This is a genomic window from Methylocaldum marinum, from assembly GCF_003584645.1.
Classification (GTDB): Bacteria; Pseudomonadota; Gammaproteobacteria; order Methylococcales; family Methylococcaceae; genus Methylocaldum; species Methylocaldum marinum.
In genome coordinates this window covers 586,118-603,466 of sequence record NZ_AP017928.1, presented here as the reverse complement: position 1 = coordinate 603,466, position 17,349 = coordinate 586,118, and the positions used below count along the sequence as shown (strand labels likewise).

The 17,349-nt window shown below is 61.9% G+C and carries 16 protein-coding genes; 4 read left to right on the top strand and 12 right to left on the bottom strand.

Annotation, left to right across the window (positions count from 1 at the left end; genetic code table 11):
* Positions 1-13 precede the first annotated feature (13 nt).
* The 12 genes from sS8_RS02685 to sS8_RS02630 all read right to left on the bottom strand — a co-directional run bounded on the left by sS8_RS02685 (position 14) and on the right by sS8_RS02630 (position 10,833).
* Positions 14-1,714, bottom strand: a complete 1,701-nt coding sequence (locus tag sS8_RS02685) for a pilus assembly protein TadG-related protein (protein ID WP_119628305.1) — start codon at positions 1,712-1,714, stop codon at positions 14-16.
* A 6-nt stretch (positions 1,715-1,720) separates the two neighbouring features.
* Entirely contained in the window at positions 1,721-2,038 is a 318-nt protein-coding gene (locus sS8_RS02680) for a DUF3613 domain-containing protein (protein WP_119628304.1), read from the bottom strand.
* Between the two features lie 5 nt (positions 2,039-2,043).
* The gene (locus sS8_RS02675; protein ID WP_119628303.1) at positions 2,044-2,823 is read right to left on the bottom strand and encodes a tetratricopeptide repeat protein; all 780 of its coding nucleotides are present in this window, start codon (positions 2,821-2,823) and stop codon (positions 2,044-2,046) included.
* Complete coding sequence (locus sS8_RS02670; protein WP_145986389.1) at positions 2,810-3,769, bottom strand: type II secretion system F family protein; 960 nt, start codon at positions 3,767-3,769, stop codon at positions 2,810-2,812. Before sS8_RS02670 ends, sS8_RS02675 begins: the two co-directional genes overlap by 14 nt.
* Positions 3,742-4,647, bottom strand: a complete 906-nt coding sequence (locus tag sS8_RS02665) for a type II secretion system F family protein (RefSeq protein WP_119628301.1) — start codon at positions 4,645-4,647, stop codon at positions 3,742-3,744. Before sS8_RS02665 ends, sS8_RS02670 begins: the two co-directional genes overlap by 28 nt.
* A complete protein-coding gene (locus tag sS8_RS02660; protein ID WP_119628300.1) occupies positions 4,637-5,887 on the bottom strand; it encodes a CpaF family protein in 1,251 nt (416 codons plus the stop codon). Before sS8_RS02660 ends, sS8_RS02665 begins: the two co-directional genes overlap by 11 nt.
* 15 nt (positions 5,888-5,902) lie before the next feature.
* Entirely contained in the window at positions 5,903-7,114 is a 1,212-nt protein-coding gene (locus sS8_RS02655; RefSeq protein WP_119628299.1) for an AAA family ATPase, read from the bottom strand.
* Positions 7,111-8,460 carry a type II and III secretion system protein family protein gene (locus sS8_RS02650; RefSeq protein WP_119628298.1) on the bottom strand — a complete coding sequence of 450 codons (1,350 nt, stop codon included), beginning with the start codon at positions 8,458-8,460 and terminating at the stop codon, positions 7,111-7,113. The genes sS8_RS02655 and sS8_RS02650 overlap by 4 nt, the downstream gene beginning before the upstream one ends.
* Positions 8,457-9,293, bottom strand: coding sequence for a Flp pilus assembly protein CpaB (gene cpaB / locus sS8_RS02645; protein ID WP_119628297.1), 837 nt, complete (start codon positions 9,291-9,293; stop codon positions 8,457-8,459). The genes sS8_RS02650 and cpaB overlap by 4 nt, the downstream gene beginning before the upstream one ends.
* 48 nt (positions 9,294-9,341) lie before the next feature.
* Complete coding sequence (locus sS8_RS02640) at positions 9,342-9,938, bottom strand: TadE/TadG family type IV pilus assembly protein (RefSeq protein WP_197716666.1); 597 nt, start codon at positions 9,936-9,938, stop codon at positions 9,342-9,344.
* A gap of 19 nt (positions 9,939-9,957) precedes the next feature.
* Positions 9,958-10,425 (bottom strand): prepilin peptidase, encoded by a 468-nt coding sequence (locus tag sS8_RS02635; RefSeq protein ID WP_119628296.1) that lies wholly within the window; start codon positions 10,423-10,425, stop codon positions 9,958-9,960.
* 201 nt (positions 10,426-10,626) lie between these two features.
* Positions 10,627-10,833 (bottom strand): Flp family type IVb pilin, encoded by a 207-nt coding sequence (locus sS8_RS02630; RefSeq protein ID WP_119632582.1) that lies wholly within the window; start codon positions 10,831-10,833, stop codon positions 10,627-10,629.
* 407 nt (positions 10,834-11,240) lie between these two features.
* On the opposite strand from sS8_RS02630, the gene sS8_RS02625 reads away from it, so the two are divergent.
* The 4 genes from sS8_RS02625 to nirD all read left to right on the top strand — a co-directional run bounded on the left by sS8_RS02625 (position 11,241) and on the right by nirD (position 17,317).
* Positions 11,241-12,515, top strand: coding sequence for a nitrate/nitrite transporter (locus sS8_RS02625; RefSeq protein WP_119628295.1), 1,275 nt, complete (start codon positions 11,241-11,243; stop codon positions 12,513-12,515).
* A gap of 42 nt (positions 12,516-12,557) precedes the next feature.
* Positions 12,558-14,279, top strand: coding sequence for a bifunctional protein-serine/threonine kinase/phosphatase (locus tag sS8_RS02620; protein ID WP_119628294.1), 1,722 nt, complete (start codon positions 12,558-12,560; stop codon positions 14,277-14,279).
* Positions 14,280-14,552: 273 nt separating this feature from the next.
* Positions 14,553-16,991, top strand: a complete 2,439-nt coding sequence (nirB, locus tag sS8_RS02610; protein WP_119628292.1) for a nitrite reductase large subunit NirB — start codon at positions 14,553-14,555, stop codon at positions 16,989-16,991.
* Positions 16,988-17,317, top strand: coding sequence for a nitrite reductase small subunit NirD (nirD, locus tag sS8_RS02605; RefSeq protein ID WP_197716665.1), 330 nt, complete (start codon positions 16,988-16,990; stop codon positions 17,315-17,317). Before nirB ends, nirD begins: the two co-directional genes overlap by 4 nt.
* Positions 17,318-17,349: the final 32 nt, after the last annotated feature.

Sequence of the window (17,349 nt, the reverse complement as noted above, 5' to 3'; positions counted from 1 at the left end):
CGCTGTCACGGCATCAGACGACCAAAGTGGGCCGGGCGACCCGGACGGTGAAGACGCCCAGGTCCGCGCCGCCGACGTTCACGCCCAGAGCTTCCAGCAGCGGGGTGAGAAGCACGTTTCCCAAGGCCGTGATAACGGAGCTCAGTAACGGTTTGAGAAGACCGATGATCTGATTGAGCAGAGACAGATTGAGAGATCCCACGGTCACCTCCAGATTCAGGCTATTCGCCAGGCTCGCCAAGGCATTGTTCAAAGCCTGGTCGAGCGACGTGCCCACGGTTTCGGTCTGGGGAAACGGACCGTCGAAATGGGTGGCGAGAGGATCGCTGGTCAAATCCGCTTCCGCGCTGACGCCGACCTGGATCTTGGTTCCGCCGAGCAAACCGAGAATCTCGACCGTAGCGACATTGGCGGGGCCCGTGATTTCACCGTTCGCATCGAGCTTGCCGATTGCGATGTCGACCAGGCCCGGCTGGCTGCCGACCGTGGCCGATCCGTCCAGGTCGCCCAACGTCGGGCAGCCGATGCTCTCCAGCCAGGCGCTGGTCTTGGCGGCATCGACGGCGAGCTGGAGATCGGCGAGTTGAATCGTCAATATTCCGGGTATGCCCACCGGATCGGGAAGTAGGGCCACATCGACGGCCAGCCGAATCTGGGCGGTTTGCACCCGGGTTTTCCAGTTTCCGTACTCGTCCTGTCCAGGCGGGCCTATGGCAATCTGCGGCGGCTCTATCACCCACAAGCTCAAACCGATCTCCGCGCCCCCCGGAACGCTGATTCCGGCGGACGGTATCGCGATGGCGTTCTTGCCGTTGGCGACCTCGGCCCCGAGCAGCACAAGATCGAGTACATTGACCTTGGCTTCGGCCGCCGCTTCGGGGTCCTCGGTCGTCACCCGGAGCAGATCGCCGAGCGCCAGCGTAAACGTGTCGGTCGAGCCCGCGGCGAGAACCGAAAGGTAACCCGCCGTAGCGGCGTCGCCTTTGTTGCTCAGCGCTGACGCCATGAGCCCGAAGAACTCGCCGATGCTCATCTGCAAAGCGAGCAATTCATTCACCGATCCCACCGTGCCTTGCGCCTTGATCAAATCCAGCAAGCTCAAGTCCACGGCCGCGATGCCCTGATAACTCACCAGATCGAGATTCACGCTAGTGCCGAGCAGTCCGCTCAGCAGCAGGTTCAGGCCGACCGGATCCAGGCGGGCGAGAAAACTGCCGGCGCTGATTCCGGCAAACGAGTCGCTTCGCCCCACCGCTCTGGCTTTCAGGGTGACCTTCTCCCCGCCCAGCCAGCCCCCGACCACCAGACTGGCAGGTACGATACTCCGGGTCTCGACCTGGACCGCATAGGCGTTGGCCGCCACGCTTTCCGCAAATGCGCGCAGACCTTGCGCGGAGTTTACGGTGCCGAGCTTCACCCCGCTTTCCGCGGGAAGATTTCCCGCATAACCGTTTTGCAGTGCGCTCGCCTGGGCCGCAGCGAACGCCGCGGAACTCTTGTCGTTGGCGCAAGCCATGGCCTGAGCGGCGTCGAGAGCAGCGAGATCGGCGATCTTCTGCAATTTCCGCTTTTCCAGAAAGAGACGCCCGGTGTCCAGCGCCAGCGCCGTAAACAAGGCCGCCAGCACCAGCACCAGCGCCGCCAGGAGGCTGATGGCGCCGCGCTGCCGGCGGACCCCGTGGAGCGAACAAGACGCGAGCGGCGGCATCGGCATGTCGATTCAGCGGCTGGAGCGCGAGCTCGTGCTGCGCTTGAAGTTGAACTGCTCCGGAATGGGATGTTCGAAACTCTTGAGATAGCGCTGGTAGATTTGAGTGGCTTCCTTGCCCGGCAGGATGTAGCGGCGGCCGGCGATGGTTCCGGAGCTTTGCAGTCCCAACCAGAGGCCGGTTTCGGTTTCGGCGGCGATGGTCCGGGCCGCGGACGGCTCGGCAGAGGGCGTTTCCAGCGGGTAGATTTCGACCGGAGCGGAATCCGCCACTGCCGATGTGGCGCGAAGTGCGGCCAGGACCGGGAATGCGAAAAGAATGCAGCGCATGGTTTCTACTCCAGCGGGGATGATGAAAGGGACGCGGCGGCTCCCCCGGTGTTGGTTCGTTCCGCCAGGCGCCGGGCGCGTTCGCCCAGCCGCTCCACATCCTTGTCCGTGAGCTTCCGGTGCTCCGCCAGGCGTTTCGCCTCGCGCGGATCGCCTTCCAGCAGCAGCAGCACGATCAGATTTTCCACCGGCAGGGGGTTTTTCCTATCCAGCTCCGCGGCGGTGAGAAATTCCCTCCGGGCATCATTCCGCCGGCCGGTCAGGAGCAATACCATGCCCAAATCGTTGTGCACGTCGGCGCTGGCGGGTCTCTCGCGGCTGGCCCGGAGAAGATAGTCGTGGGCCTCCGCCCAGTGTCCGGCATCGGCCGCCAGCAGCCCGAGTCCGTGCAGACTGTGGCCCGCCATGCATCCGTCCAGCAACGAACGGTACAGCTTTCCGGCCGGTTCCGGCTGCCCGATGCCGCGCAGCGCCTCGGCGCGAAGATAGACATTTTGCGGCGCCGGCGACGCTTTCTTTTCGAGTTGGTCGAGATGGGCCAGGGCCGCGTAATTCTGGCCCTGCTTCACCATTTCCTGTACCAGTTCCAGGTACATGCGCTGTTCCGGGGACAAGTTTCCGCCGCAGGCCGTGGGCGGCGTAAACGGCGCTTCTCCGCGCGCAGCCTCGGCCGCGGCGGGCGCAAATCCGCCGAAATTGTCCGGGGCCGAGACCCGCGGCAACAGGTTGCAGCCGGCGATCAAGACCGCGCCGGCAGCCAGTCCCGGCGTTCTAACCCAGCGCATGCTTCATGCTCCTGGCAATGGCGAGGAAACCCGGAGCCGCCAGAAACACCAGCAGCGCCGGAAACAAAAAGACCATCATGACGATCGTCATCTGGCCGGAAAGCTTGGATACCTTTTCTTTCAAGCCGGTGTGCCTGCGTTCGTCGATCAGGGTCGACAAATCGCTCAAGGATTTCGTGACGTTTCCGCCCATGCGCCAGGTCTGCTCCAATATCATCGAAAGATCGGTCAATTCCGGAATATCCATGCCATTGGCCATGTCGCGCATGGCCAAGCCGATATCCTCGCCGATGTCGATCCGCTGCAATAGCGTGCGCAGCTCGACGGCCAGATCGGGCAGGAGCGCGAGGGTGTCGACCACCAGCGAGCGCAGCGACTGTTCCACGCTCAGTCCGGTGCTCAGAAGCACGCGCAACAGATGCACCATGACCAGGGTTTGTTCGGCCACGCGTTTTTGCCGCGCTCTCGCCAGATAGGCGACGATGCGCTTGGGCAGCAGCCAGGCCGTGCCGCAGGCGAGAAAAATATTCGCCCAGCCGCTCGATCCGGCGCCGTCCACCCAAAAAGTATAGCTGGCGACGATTCCCGCCAGGACCGGCAATAAGGTCTGCAGCGCGTAAAAGACGGCCAGGTCGGTCCGCCGCTTCCATCCGGCCCTGGCCAGCAGGAGCTTGACCTCTTCGCTGTCCGCGTTCTTTTTTCGCGCCAGGACCCGTTGCCCGAGATTCTCCAGCCAGCCCTCGCCGTCCCTGGGGGCCATGGCTGCCGTGTCGTCGCCGAAGGCCTGGGCGAATCGCTGCCTGATTTCGCCGGAATGAACCCGATCCCGTCCCTCAAGCAGCAGCCAGATCGCCGCACCGAACCCCAGGGCGGCAAGTCCGGCCAGCAGCAGCCATAAATGGGAATCGTCCGCCCCGATCATCGAATGCCCCGCATCATGCGCCACAGAATCAGGCCTCCGGCGGCCTGTAGCCCCAGCGCCGTGTACACGATGGCCGGGCCGTTCGGGTCCTGCAGCAGGAAGCCCAGATAGGTCGGATTGACGATCATCATGTAGCCGGCCATGCCCAGGGGCATGGTCCCCAGAACCCAGGCGCTGAGCCGCGTCTCTCCGGTCAGGGCGCGCAACTCCCGTTCCGCCTGCTCCTGCTGACGAATCAGCGTGATGATATTTTCCAGCATCGTCTTGATGCTGCCCCCGTAGCGCTGATTGATGCGCAGCGCCAGGGTAAGCAGATGCAATTCCTTGATCTGGTAGATTTTCGCCGTTTCTTCCAGCGACTCGGCCAGATCGCCGCCCAGCGAGGTTTCCGTCACCACGCTTTTCAAAGCGTCGCTCAAGGGCGCCGGACTGGCTTCTATCGCCTGCAGCAAAGCGTTGTCGAAACTGCGGCCGATACTGAGCGTGCGGATGATTTGGTCGATGAATGCCGGCAATTGCTGCCGCAATGTCCTGCCGATGCGGGCGATACGCCAAGCAATGAGAAGATAGAAGCCGACAGCCAGCACAATCAAAGCGGCGAACAGGCCCAGGGCGCCCTTGAGCAAGACGGCGACGCTGCCGACCACGCCGGAAATCACCAGCGCCCACACCAGATGTCTGGGCTGATTCGCGATTCCGGCGCGCTGCAAGCTGTGAAAAATCCAGCGCAGCCCGAATGGATAACGCTTCTGCGCGGACTCCGGGCGAGGGTGCATTTCCTCGTCGAGCCGGCGGATGACGTCTTCCCGTTCCGCCTGCCGCCGGCCGAGGACGAACAGCAGGACTGCCAAGACCAGCATCGCGGCACACGCCAGGACCGTGTAAAGGAGCTTATCGGGCATAACCGCGCAGCGGCAGAATCGGGTCGACCGAGCATTGCGCCAGCTTGGCGGACTTGGGTCTGAGCCTGGAAAGCGGTTCGTGGCGGTAAAGGCTCTGGGTGACGTAATGGCCTTCGGCAACGTCCACGACTTCTTCCACGGTGAGTACGCGGCGCTGACCGTCACGCAGACGACCGATGTGGACGATGAGGTCCAGAGAGCTTGCGATCTGCTGGCGCAGGGTATTTTCGCTGCCGTTATAGCCCGCGAATCCCGCCAGAAGCTCCAGCCGGCTCAAGGCGTCGCGCGGACTGTTGGCGTGCAGGGTCGCCATCGAACCATCATGTCCGGTGTTCATCGCCTGTAACATGTCGAGCACTTCGCCGCCGCGGATTTCGCCCAGAATGATGCGGTCCGGACGCATGCGCAGGGCATTGCGGACCAGATCGCGCGCAGCGACTTCGCAGCCGCCCTCGATGCCCGCCGGGCGGGTTTCGAGGCGCACCACATGAGGGTGGCGTAAGTTGAGCTCGGCAGCGTCCTCTATGGTGATCAGGCGCTCGTCGGGACCGATGAAACTGCTGAGCACGTTGAGCAAAGTCGTTTTCCCGGCGCCGGTGGATCCGGCCACCAGCATGTTGCAGCGCGCATGTACCGCCTGGCGCAGCAGCGCCAGGGTGTCGTCATCCCAGGTTCCGTAGGCGAGAAGATCGGCGGCGGTCAGGGGTTCCTTGCGGAATTTGCGGATTGATAGGCAGGCGCCGTCGATCGCCAGCGGAGGAATCACGGCGTTGACCCGGCTTCCGTTCGGCAGCCGGGCGTCCACCATCGGGCTGGATTCGTCCACCCGCCGTCCCAGGGGCGCCAGAATCCGCCGAATCACCCGGAGCAAGTGGGCGTTGTCGATGAAGCGCAGATCGGATTTCTCGAGCCGGCCATTGCGCTCGATATAAATGTGAAAAGGACCGTTGACCAGTATGTCGCTGATCTTATCGTCGCGCAGCAGTGCATCGATGGGACCGAAACCGGTCAATTCGTCGATGAGATCCTTGACCAGGCGCTCGATCTCGCGCTGATTGATGGCAATGTGCGAGGTGCGGATATACTGGGTCACTTTCTCCCATACGAAGCGGTTGAGCCGCTCGTCCTCCCCGTTGGCCGGCAGGGAATCGGCCTGGTCCAACAGATGCCGGTGCAGCTTTCCCTTGAGGTCCTGGAGTTCTTCCGAGAGATTGAAGACAGGATCGCTTTTGAGTCTCATGCAAGCCTACTCCGATCATTTACCTTGAAAAAGTCCGTTCAAAAATCCGAACCGGCGGCGGCGTTCCACCGGCGCCTTATCCTGAACCAGGGACGAGGCCAGATTTTCTATGGCCAGGGTGTACTTGTCCTTGGGGGCGATCTCGAACAAAGTCCTGCCGCTGTTCTTCATCGCAAGCCGCGCGATGCCGCTGGACGGCAAGGTAGCTTTGAGCGGAATGCCCAGCCGCCGGGCGATTTCCGCTGCGGATGGGTCCTGTTTCTCCAGGTAGCGGTCGACCAGGAGACAGATTCGCTCATTGAGACGATGTTTTTCGAAAAACTCCATCAGGTGTTTATTGCTGCGGCAGCTGGGCACCGTCTGCTCGCACAGCAGGAACACTTCATCCGCATGCGAGATCATTAGGGCGAGAAACTCCGAGCGCGGCGTCCCGCCCAGGTTTATCACGATATGCCGGTGATAGGTACGCAAGATATTGAGCAGGACCACGACATCATTGGTGGTGATCTCGGGTGCGCCGGCGTCGTCCTCCGGCATCGCCAGCAGGGCCAGGCCGCTGGCATGTTTGACGAACGCGGTGTCGATCAGGATTTCGTCGAAGCGCCGGGTACTGCGCACCGCGTCGACGAAGGTATAAGACGAACGCAGGCCGAGAAACAGCAGGGAATCCGCGACGGGCATGCCCAAATCGAGCAGCAGGGATTTTTCGCCTGATTCCATGCGATGCAGGACCAGCGCCAGGTGCAGGGCGAATATGGCGCAATCGGCGTCGGGGCGGGCACTGACCACCGCGATGATTTTGCCGCGGCTGCGTTTTTGCATGCCGCCGGCCTGCGGCGCATGCCGCTCCATGGCGTATTGCAGGCGTTCCCGCATTTCGCTTTTCGAGGAGTCTCGCGCGATCACGTCGCAAGCCCCGGCGCGCAGGGCCGCCAATACCAGATCCGAATCGAGCTCGTCCGCGAATACCAATACCGGCAGCAAGGGCTTGGCGGAACGCAGCGCCTCGATCAGCATCATTTGGCGCGAACGACTTTCCTGGGTGACGTGCACGATGGCAAGCACGCAGGCCACCGAATCGATGATCTGGAGCACGCGTTCCAGCGGATCGGGTTCGGAAACGAACAACTCCCCCTGCTGATCGATGACATCTTTCAAGCGCCGGGTCGCCGCCTCGCTTTCGGTAACCAGGAGAAAGTGAGGGCTCTCGTCCTTGCCGCTTTTCATCGGGAAAAGCCTTCCATCGCTCCGCGCGGGCGCGCCGCGGGTTCCTGTTTATAAAAGAGGAAGTCTGCGTAGTCCGGGTCGGTTCGGCGATACGCCTCGCCGGGCAGAGGCGGAAGCTCGGCGCCCCGTTCGAGGGGATGGACGATGTGGGGCGTGACGATCATGAGCAGTTCCTTGTCGCTCTTGTCGAAACGCTTGGAGCGGAAGAATGCGCCCAAAACCGGCACGTCTCCGAGGAACGGCAGCTTGTCTTCGTTGGCGATCGTGGCCTGGCTGATCAGGCCGCTGATCGCGAAACTGTCGCCATCGCCCAGTTCGATCGTGGTGTCGGTGCGGCGCACTTTCAGGGCCGGAACGCGCACCCCGGCACTCTGAATGCCGGCGGAGAAATCCAGCTCGCTGACTTCGGGCGCGACCTTCATGGCGATGCGGTCCGCCTCCAGGATGGTCGGCGTCAGCATCAGGCGCACGCCGAACTCGCGGTAGGAAATCGAGATCGCATTCGAGGCGCCGCCGGCCTGCACCACCGGGATCGGAAATTCGCCCCCGGCCAGAAACGTGGCGGTCTGACCGCTCATGGCGGTGAGGCTGGGCTCGGCCAGGGTGTAGGCATAACCGCCCCGCTCCAGCAGGCTGATGGTGCTGAGCCAGCTTTGCTTGGAATTGCCGAAGACCAGTTGAAAGGCCTCGATAAACGGGAAAAAGCCGGCGGCGCTCTCCAACAGCAGGCTGCCGGCGGCAGCCGCCGACTCGGAAGACCCGACGCCCGACAAAGTTCCGGGCGGGGAAACGGCCAGCGTGGTATTGGCGGAATTCTTGCCGAAGAAGAATCCGGCTTCCTTGAGCCCGGTCCTGCTGACCTCGACGACCTTGATATCGGCCTGAATCTGGGTGCCGCCGACATCGACCGTGGTCGCATCGCCGGGCTCGGGCTTGTTCGCCTGAACCTTGGCGGCGTGCTCGCCGAGACTGTGAAATTCTCCCTCGATCAGGCGCGGGTCCACCCTCACGCGATAAAGCCGCGGCGGACTCTTGGCGCCCGGCCAGACGTGCAGGTCGGTGGTACCCACCTTCTTGCCGCTGACCAGCAATTCATCCGGCGTCGTCATCGAGACGTCGGCCACCTCGGAATCGCCTACCGCGACCCGAGCCACCGGTTCGAAGAAACTCAAGACCTTTTGCTGGCCTTCGGTGATGTGAAGAACCTTGTAGCGGGTCGTCTTATGCTTGTGCTTGCCGTTCTTGCCCGCGGCGAGCACCTCCTCGCCGAATGCACAAGCAAAGGCCAGCCACAGCGCCAGCCAGATTCGTGAACCGGCCATACGCCTGTCGATGGAATATCTCATTGAAATTGAATCATGCTTTTTTGGCCGCCCCGGTAGACCTCCACCACCGGGCCTTGCGGTTTCCGAGGAGCCGGTTCTTCAAGTCCCGGTGCAATGATTTCGCTCAGGCGGACGGAAGCGCGATCTTCCGTTCCGTCCTCGCCGATCGACGACGGACGCAGAGCGAGGCGCAATACCCCGGCGTTCTCCGCCAGGGTAAGGCGGACCGCGTCCTCGGCGCTGACCGCGAGTACCGCGGTAGCGGCCTCCTTGCTCTTGACCTTTTCAGTCTTGCCTGCGTCCTCGGGACCACCAAGCTCGCCGCCGTAAGCCAGGACGCGTACCGAGCGCACCACGACAAGCGATTGGCTTTCCGCGGCCTGCTGATGGTCGCCGCGCAGATAGAGCAGTACGTCCACCTTGTCGCCCGGATGCAGGAACCCGCCGACACCGATCAGATTGTTCACCTTGACCGCGATGGCACGCTCGTTTTCGCGCAGCGTTTCGATCAACGGATTGCCGCTCAGGAAATGGCGCTGAAGCACGGGATTTCCGCTGCCGATGGCGGCGACCGGACGTCTGCCGACGATTTCCTCGGGACGCTTGAAAGCGTTCGGCGGAGCGGCCTCGAAAGCGGCCAGAGCAAGGTCGGCATCGCGTATCTCCTCCCCGGACTGTATGGGACGGGCCGCCACCACGACCCGGACAGCGGCGTCCTTCTGCGGTATCGTTTCGGCATTCGCCGTCTTCGACGGGGTTTCCGGCGCCCGGCTGATTCGCAACGCGACGAATGCCAGCACGACGGAACCGATAACCATGAGGACTGCGAGGAATTTAAGGGTCTGACTGCTCATCGATGGGCTTTCTTGTTATCGGTCGTTGCCGTCATTCATGAAACGCGTCTAAATCCGGATTGTCGCTTGTGCGACGAACGGGTCGGGCACATCGGGGATTCTGCCGAACAGCGGAAAATCGAGGACCGGCACCAAGGGAGCGCTGGCATAAGGATACTTCAGGGTAACCAATAAGGTTGTCGTAGCGGAATCGGACTGAAACTCGGACTTGCACTCAGGCGGGTTGGACAGCCAGGCGAGCGCTCCGGATACGGTCGCGCAAGCCGTTTCCTCGATCTTCTTCTTATAGGCTTCGGCGTCGCCCGGGAAGGCCGCCGGATCGACGGCGACCGCGGCGCGCGCGCCCTCCGCGGCCGCGTGGGTCAGTGATTGATCCAGGGTCATGACCAGACTGTAAGCGACGATGCCGTAAAACAAGATGAAAAAAAGCGGGAACACCAGAGCGAATTCGATGGCTGCGGCACCTTTTTGCCGACCGGAAAGGCCGGCCGCGGTGCAGGCACGGACGCACGAAACGGTAGCAAAGCCTGATTCTCTAACTGCGTACACGCGTACCGGATCTGCTGCTCGATAAAAATGCGACCAAGGCATCAGCCGATGTTCGCCAGTCACGATAGTAGTAACCGCGGCCTGGTTCTCGGTCATGTTCACCGGCCCCGCTGCGTCAGCCGAGCCCGAAACCGGCTGCATCCGTCATGGCGACAAGGAGACCCGCAGCGAGAAACAGGCCTTGAGGAATCCTGTTCGCCGACGCCCCGGCCCGTTCTCCGCGCCAGCGGGCGCAAGCGAGGAGCCAAACGGCGTAAGGCAGGGTCAGCAGGCTGCTCACCACGAAAGTAAGCAGCAAGACCTTTACCCCGCCCATCAACCCGATCGCCAGCATGAATTTGCCGTCACCCGCGCCCAGCCAGCCCAGTCCGTAAAACGGCAGCGTGGCGATCAACGCACCCAAGCCCGCGATCAGCGCCGAGCTCGGCGAAGCGCCGAGCGGACTGTAGCCGCGCATCAGGATGTATGCGATGGCGCCTACCGCCCCCCCCAAGATAATCGTATTGGGTAGGTGCCGCCATTTAAGATCGAACAAGGCCAGCGCCATCGCCCAGATGCCGATTACGGCACACTGCCACGGCATCACACTGGACCGAAACGGTTGGGTTCATTCCTGAGCTTCGCGGGAACGCCCCAAAGGCGTGCATGGAAGCATGTAAACCGGCTCCGTTTCAGATGAACACTCTGGTCCGATACCGATCTGACTGGCTCACCTTTCATGTTCGCTGCCGAAAACCGCCGTGCCTTCGAACAAACCTAAATCGGGCAGGCTCGCTCAATCGGATTACGAGTTGCCGCCGCTTCCACCAGGTGTCACACCTTGCAAGATTGTCGATATCTTTTGAAATACGGAGTCAATATTCCCGCCCAAGCCCTGTACGGTAGTCACGATTGCAACCGCTATCAGTCCTGCCATCAACGCATATTCCAACGCGCTGGCGCCTTCCTCGTCTCTCGACCACTTGCTAAAAAACAACTTTATTTTTTGCATCGTTTCTTTTCTCCTCTCCATAAAATGCGGCGAACCCTCCGCTCGTTTTATCTCGTTCCGAATTTTGTGTCTGGCGTCACAATTTCGTAAGAAAAGTATAGTTCATGAAAACGCGCACGCTGTGATGCACCACGATAAGTCACAGTTATCTCTAATTTGGTGCGCAACATCGCCACCGATCCGCCAAGATACTCGCACTGAACGATATTTTCATTGAATATCAGTCACTTGAAGACATCCTAAAATCTGGCACACTCTCTGCTTTTCAGTCAGTAATCTGTGCATATGCCAACGACGGCGTATGCGAACGCGACAAAGGCGTCTTGCGGCCATCACCCCGTGGTGTCCGCCGGACGCTTTTTTTTTGGTTCGGATCACGGCGGTATCAGCCGAATGGACTTTGCAACATGAACTTCAAAGAATTTAAGCAGGCGGGCCATTGGCCGACTCTACTGTCGGCATTTCTTTATTTCGATGCTTCATTCATGGTCTGGGTGATGCTGGGTCCCTTGTCCCTGTATATCACCCAGGACCTGGGGCTGCCGGTAAGCGAGAAATTCACCATCGTGGCCATTCCCATCCTGTCCGGCGCGGTGTTCCGGATTGCACTGGGTTCCATGGCCGACCACGTCGGGCCCAAGCTGACCGGTGTCCTGGCCCAATTGCTGGTGATCTTCGGGCTCGCCTACGTGTTCGTGTTCGGCCTGCATTCCAAGCTGGAAGTCGAGTTGCTGGGACTGCTCCTGGGCATAGCCGGCGCCAGCTTCGCCGTGGCCCTGCCGCAGGCCAGCCGCTGGTATCCCCCCCAATACCAGGGCGTGGTCATGGGTATCGCCGGTGCCGGCAACATGGGCGTGGTGCTGGATTCCATGATCGTCCCATGGCTGGCCGAACGCTTCGGCTGGCAGGCGGTATTCGGTTTTCTGCTCATCCCGCTGGTGCTGGTGCTCATCGTCTATGCCGTTCTGGCCAAGGACGCCCCGGACAAGCGCGCGCCCGTCAGCCTCGCCAACTACAAGGCCGTCATGAAGGATGCGGACACCTGGTGGTTCATGTTCTTTTATTCCATCACCTTCGGCGGTTTCGTCGGTCTCGGCAACGCCCTGCCCCTGTATTTCACCAACTGGTATCACGTCTCCGGCATCGCCGCCGGCATGATGGCGGCCTTGGTGGTGTTCGCCGGCTCGATGTTTCGTCCGGTGGGAGGACTTTTGGCCGACCGCATGGGCGGCATCCGCACCTTGCAGTGCCTGTTCGTCGTGGTGTCCCTGAGCTATCTCGCCATTTCCTTTCTGCCGGAAGGGCCGGCCCCGGTTCAGACCACGCATGCCAAGGTTGCGGGATGGGGCCTGTTCGAACTGCCCGCCCTTGCCTGGATCGCCGTCGCTGTCTTCTTTTTCGGCACCATGGCCCTGGGCATGGGCAACGGCTCGGTATTCCAGCTGGTGCCTTTGCGCTTCCGCAAGGAGATCGGCGTCATCACCGGTCTCGTCGGCTGCGCCGGGGGCGTCGGCGGCTTTTTCCTGGCCAAGACCCTGGGCTGGTCCTGGGAGATGCAGCACGGCTTCGCACTGGGTTTCAGCGTGTTCGCGGGACTGCCGCTGCTGGGACTGTTCGGCCTGATCATGGTCAAGAAGCGTTGGCGCACCACCTGGGGCGCGGTGTCCGGTGCGCGCGTCTGAGGCCGGTGCTGCTCGAATAGGAAAACGCAGCGGAGAACATCAGTGACGGCGAACGGACAACTCGCTTTAAGCGCCGCCTTCGCGTCCCGCCGCGGGCGTCGTGAAGACAACCAGGACTATGCCGGCATCGCCCAGGCGTCACCGCAGGATTTGGTCTGTCGCGGTTTCGCGGTAGCGGTCGCCGACGGCATGGGCGGAGCCAAGGGCGGGCGCGTCGCCGCGGAGCTGTGCATGCACAGCTTCATGGAAGCCTATTACAGCCTGGCCGAAACCCTGACTATCGAACAATTGCTGGACCGCAGCCTGGAAGCCGCCAATCGCTGGATACATGCCATGGGCAAACGCGATCCGAATCTCGCCCATATGGCGACCACCTTCAGCGCTCTGATTCTTCGCGGGCGCCGCGCCCATCTGGTGCATGTCGGCGACTCGCGCATCTACCGGCTGCGCGATGACCGACTGGAACTGCTGACCAGCGATCACTCTCTGAACGGCGCCGAACTGAGCCACATCCTGTACCGGGCGGTCGGCCTGGAACCTTCGCTCCGTACCGACTATGCCGTGCACACCCTGGAAATCCACGACCGCTTCCTGCTCTGCAGCGACGGCCTGCACGGCGCGCTCAAACAAGCGGAGATCGCGCGCATCCTGCTGGCCAGGGCCACGCCCCAAAGCAGCGCGGACGCGCTGGTCGAAGCAGCGCTGGAGCGGGACGGCAGCGACAACATTACCGCGCTGGTGGTGGACATCGTCGCCCTACCCCGCGCCGACCGGCAGTCGCTGCGGGAGATCATCGAGTCCCTGCCCATCCTGGAGCTGCCGGATACCGGCGACACGGTGGACGAATTTCAACTGGAAGAACTGCTGTCTTCCGGGCGCTATAGCGCGTTGTTCCGGGCGGTCGACCGGCGCAACGGCAATCCGGTGGCGATCAAGTTTCCGCATCCGCGGGTGGCCAGCGAGCGCCAGTATCACGACGCCTTCGTCCGGGAAGCCTGGATCGGCGGACGCGTGAAGAGCCCGTGGGTGGCCGAAATCCTGGAGCAGACGCGGGAGCGCCAGACTCGGCTTTATTCGGTCATGCCCTATTACCACGGCCTTACGCTCGAGATGCACCTGAAGCGAAACCCGCGTATCGGCCTGGAGCCGGGGATCGATATCGCTCTCAAGCTGTGCAAGGCGGTACATGCCCTGCACCGGCAGCAAATCGTGCATCGCGACATCAAGCCGGACAACATCCTGCTCCCCGGAGACGGCGGACTGAAACTGCTGGATCTCGGAATCGCGCGGCTGCCGGCCTGGGACGAGGACGAGGCCGATCCGATGCCGGGCACGCCCAGTTACATGGCCCCGGAACTTTTTCACGGAGAACGCGGCAGCGTCGCCAGCGACATCTTCGCGCTGGGCGTGACCCTATATCGGCTGTTTTCCGGGGGTGCCTATCCCTACGGCGAGATCGAGCCGTTCACTACCCCCCGATTCGGAAAGCCCAAGCCGTTGACCGGCCGCCGCCCGGATTTGCCGGTCTGGCTGGATGCCGCCCTGGCGCGCGCGATCGCCGTCGATCCCACAGAGCGCCATGCCGACGCCATCGAACTGGCCTTCGAACTTGAATCGGGATTGTGCAAAGGCGGCGGCAAACGTCTCTCCGCCCGTCCCCTTCCCCTGTACCAGCGCAATCCGGTTCTGTTCTGGCAACTGCTGGCGTTGCTGCTGTTCGGCCTGTTGATGGTCTGCCTGTTCCAGGCCTACGGGAGGGTTTGAATGTTCAACGCCTTTGGCCAATGCGAACGAGGCGGTTCATCGATGCGGTTCCTTACGTCACCGCATTCTAAGAGTTTACGAGCCGGAACTTACGCATTTCGCCCCTTCTCCCCCTGGGAGAAGGTCGGGATGAGGGGATCGAAAAGGAAGTTCCTTCATTTCATCCCCCTCACCCTAACCTTCTCCCTGAGGGAGAAGGAACCGAAAGCGCTTCTGCGTAAGTTCTGCGAGTTTGATTTGACGAATGGGAATGATCCCGGAGGTAGGTAAGCCATGAAAAAACAGAAACTCATCGTGATCGGAAATGGTATGGCCGGCATACGGACGGTCGAAGAGCTGCTGAAAATCGCGCCCGATGCATACGACATCACCATATTCGGCGCCGAACCGCACTGCAATTACAACCGTATCCTCCTGTCCCCGGTCCTGGCCGGAGAGAAAAAACTGGACGACATCATTCTCAACGACGACGCCTGGTACGAGTCGAACGGGATCACCCTGTACAAGGGTCGAAAAGTCGTCGCCATCGATCGCCGGCGCCGGCTGGTGCGGACCGAAGACGGCCTGGAGGCTTCCTACGATAGGCTGCTTCTGGCGACCGGTTCGATGCCTTTCATGCTGCCGGTGCCCGGCAAGGATCTTCCGGGCGTGATCGGATTCCGCGACATCCGCGACGTGGAGCTGATGCTGGAGGCGTCCGAAAGATACCGGCACGCGGTGGTGATCGGCGGCGGCCTATTGGGGCTGGAAGCGGCCAACGGCCTGAAAAAGCGGGGAATGGCGGTCACCGTGGTACATCTGCTCGATTGCCTGATGGAAAGACAGCTGGATAAACCGGCCGCCGATCTGCTGAGACGCGCGCTCGAGGACAGCGGCCTCGATTTCCGCATGGAAGCGCAGACCGAAGCCATACTCGGCCACGACCGCGTCACCGGCGTGCGCTTCAAGGACGGCTCGGAAACTCCGGCCGACCTGGTGGTCATGGCGGTGGGCATCCGTCCCAACATCGACCTGGCCAAGAGCGCCGGCATTCATTGCGAGCGCGGAATCCTGGTCAACGATACCCTGCAGACCTTCGATCCCCGCATCTATGCCGTGGGCGAATGCGTGCAGCACCGGAGACAACTGTTCGGCCTGGTCGCGCCGCTGTTCGAGCAGGCTCGGGTTTGCGCGAATCATTTGGCGGAATACGGCATCGCGCGTTACGAAGGTTCGGTCACCTCCACCAAGCTGAAAGTGACCGGCATCGATCTGTTCTCGGCCGGCGAGTTTCAGGGCGGAAACGGCTACGAAGAGCTGCTGTTCCAGGACCCTGCCCGGGGCATCTACAAAAAGCTGGTGGTCGAGTCCAACCGCATCAAGGGCGCGGTGCTTTACGGCGATACCGGCGACGGCGCCTGGTATTTCCAGTTGATGCGGGACGGCACCGATATCTCCGCGTTCCGGGAAAACGTCCTGTTCGGGCAGGCGCATCTGGGCGATGCCGGCCACGGGGCGGACAACCGCGCGGCGCTCATGCCGGACACGGCGGAGGTCTGCGGCTGCAACGGCGTCTGCAAGAAAACCATCGTCGACGCCATCGTTCAGAAAAAGCTGTTCACCCTGGAAGACGTACGCACCCATACCAAGGCCTCGGCGTCTTGCGGCTCCTGCACCGGCCTGGTCGAACAGATTCTGCAAAGCACCCTGGGCAGCGATTACTCGGTCAGCCCGGCCAAGAAACCGCTGTGCAAATGCACCGACCATACCCATGAAGAAGTGCGCGAGGCGATACGCGCGGAGAGCCTGAAGTCGATTCCCGAGGTGATGCGCTTCCTGAATTGGAAAACCGCCGACGGCTGCCATTCCTGCCGTCCCGCACTCAATTATTACCTGCTCTGCCAGTGGCCCAACGAATACCGGGACGATCCGCAGTCGCGTTTCATCAACGAGCGGGCTCACGCCAACATCCAGAAAGACGGCACGTATTCGGTGGTGCCGCGGATCTGGGGCGGCGTCACCAATCCGCAGGAGCTGCGCGCGATAGCGGACGTGGCGGAAAAGTTCGAGATTCCGACGGTCAAGATCACCGGCGGCCAGCGCATCGACCTACTCGGCGTTCCCAAGGAACAGCTTCCGGCGGTCTGGGCGGAGCTCGGCAAGCACGGCCTGGTCTCCGGCCATGCCTACGGCAAATCCCTGCGTACCGTGAAAACCTGCGTCGGCAAGGAATGGTGCCGGTTCGGCACGCAGGATTCGACCGGGATGGGCATCGAGCTTGAAAAAATGACCTGGGGCTCATGGACGCCGGCCAAGGTCAAGATGGCGGTATCCGGCTGCCCCCGCAACTGTGCCGAGGCCACGATCAAGGACTTCGGCGTGGTGGCGGTGGATTCCGGCTGGGAACTCCATGTCGGCGGAAACGGCGGCGTGAAGGTCCGCGCCACGGACTTCCTGTGCAAGGTCGATACCGAAGAAGAGGTGAAGGAATACTGCGGCGCCTACATGCAGCTTTACCGCGAAGAAGCCCGTTATCTCGAGCGCACCGCCCACTGGATCGAACGCGTCGGCCTCGCCTACGTCCAGGAGCGCATCGTTTCCGATCCGGATAGCCGAAAAGCCTTATACGAACGGTTTCTCGAATCGCAGGAGAACACCCAGATCGACCCGTGGGCGGTTCTCTCCAGGGAATCCGAGCGCCGACACTTCGAACCTTTGAGAAAAGTAGGATGAATGCCATGACCGACTGGATCGAAATCGGCCGCATCGAAGACGTTCCCCGGCAAGGCGCGCGCCTGGTCGCGACCCCTTCCGGCAATGTCGCCATCTTCCGGACCGTGGACGACGAAATCTTCGCCGTACGCGACCTCTGTCCGCACAAAGGAGGCCCGCTGTCGCAAGGCATCGTCTGCGGAAAACGGGTGGCCTGTCCGCTGCACAACTGGGTGATCGACCTCGCATCGGGAGAAGCCGCCGCGCCGGACGAGGGCCGGGCGGCGTGCTTTCCGGTGAAAGTGGAAAACGAAAGACTGTGGTTGCAGCTCGTCAGGCCGGAATAGCCGGAATTCCGAGAACGCTTGCCCTTATCCCG

Coding starts and splice junctions, on each gene's coding strand:
- sS8_RS02685 (WP_119628305.1), bottom strand. CDS start 1,714: ATGCCGATGCCGCCGCTCGCGTCTTGTTCGCTCCACGGGGTCCGCCGG.
- sS8_RS02680 (WP_119628304.1), bottom strand. CDS start 2,038: ATGCGCTGCATTCTTTTCGCATTCCCGGTCCTGGCCGCACTTCGCGCC.
- sS8_RS02675 (WP_119628303.1), bottom strand. CDS start 2,823: ATGCGCTGGGTTAGAACGCCGGGACTGGCTGCCGGCGCGGTCTTGATC.
- sS8_RS02665 (WP_119628301.1), bottom strand. CDS start 4,647: ATGCCCGATAAGCTCCTTTACACGGTCCTGGCGTGTGCCGCGATGCTG.
- sS8_RS02660 (WP_119628300.1), bottom strand. CDS start 5,887: ATGAGACTCAAAAGCGATCCTGTCTTCAATCTCTCGGAAGAACTCCAG.
- sS8_RS02655 (WP_119628299.1), bottom strand. CDS start 7,114: ATGAAAAGCGGCAAGGACGAGAGCCCTCACTTTCTCCTGGTTACCGAA.
- sS8_RS02650 (WP_119628298.1), bottom strand. CDS start 8,460: ATGAGATATTCCATCGACAGGCGTATGGCCGGTTCACGAATCTGGCTG.
- cpaB (WP_119628297.1), bottom strand. CDS start 9,293: ATGAGCAGTCAGACCCTTAAATTCCTCGCAGTCCTCATGGTTATCGGT.
- sS8_RS02640 (WP_197716666.1), bottom strand. CDS start 9,938: ATGACCGAGAACCAGGCCGCGGTTACTACTATCGTGACTGGCGAACAT.
- sS8_RS02635 (WP_119628296.1), bottom strand. CDS start 10,425: ATGCCGTGGCAGTGTGCCGTAATCGGCATCTGGGCGATGGCGCTGGCC.
- sS8_RS02630 (WP_119632582.1), bottom strand. CDS start 10,833: ATGCAAAAAATAAAGTTGTTTTTTAGCAAGTGGTCGAGAGACGAGGAA.
- sS8_RS02625 (WP_119628295.1), top strand. CDS start 11,241: ATGAACTTCAAAGAATTTAAGCAGGCGGGCCATTGGCCGACTCTACTG.
- nirB (WP_119628292.1), top strand. CDS start 14,553: ATGAAAAAACAGAAACTCATCGTGATCGGAAATGGTATGGCCGGCATA.
- nirD (WP_197716665.1), top strand. CDS start 16,988: ATGAATGCCATGACCGACTGGATCGAAATCGGCCGCATCGAAGACGTT.